The 882-nt window shown below is 61.0% G+C and carries 1 pseudogene; it reads right to left on the bottom strand.

Going from position 1 to position 882, the window contains the following annotated elements:
* A pseudogene (locus tag AC0L2A_RS36240) lies at positions 1-699 on the bottom strand (Ulp1 family isopeptidase); the annotation flags it as partial.
* Positions 700-882: the final 183 nt, after the last annotated feature.

An 882-nucleotide genomic window follows, 5' to 3' on the forward strand; every position in this document is an offset into this window, starting at 1 on the left:
CTGTTGGCTGGCAGCTAACGCTGGCGGGGCGGCGGCCTCAACTCCGGCGTGCCCAGAGCCGGCCGCTGCGAAAGCGTGCGCCACGATCCTGTCTGACGCGGGCTCCGCATCGCGAACCCGTTGCAGAGCGGAGAGGAGCTTGCGGCTGTCTGGAAACAACCTCTCGGCGAATTCGATCCGCGAATCATGATCCAGCCCAGAGATCGTCAGGCCCCCACTCTCAAGCGCCTCAGAAAATCTGCGAAGACTACGACCATAGACAACACGGGTGCTTAAGGCCAAGCTGCTGTCACTGGTCACTTGTTCTAAGACACGCGCGTCTGCCTTTGACGGCACTGCCGGCCGGGCAGTCGCTGAATAGTCCGGATCATGATACGCACGGAGGAAGTTCAACGCCGTCTTTAGATCACCGTTTTTCGGAAAGAAAGCATCGACGTGATCGACCAGGGATTGGTGATTTTTTAGATCAGTCGCTTGACCACGAGCGCCGAGATCATTCGCCAATCGGCGAAGCGCATTCGCGTATATTCGAAGCGTCGCCGCGCTATGGTGTTGCTGAGCCGCAGCGTGGGCGATCGCCGTATCAATAACGTCCCGGTGTTCGCCGGACATATGGGGATAGCGGGCATCACGGGCGCCACTCGCGACAGGAGCCGGATCGGCTCGGCGCGGCTGGGCCACGTGCTGCTCAAAACTCACTTGCCGGGCCTGGCCCGCATTCGGCAAGGGGTCGTGGCGGTCCACGAAAGGGAGCATCGCGTCTGGGACGCGATGAGTCCAATGGGAGAAGCCTTTGGGGACCGCAAATGAGACGTTTATGGAGTTCTCGATCGCAGCGAGGTGCTTCTCAGACCATGCGGACGGCGCGGCCTCCGCATGCAG

Source organism: Mesorhizobium sp. WSM4844 (assembly GCF_055811775.1).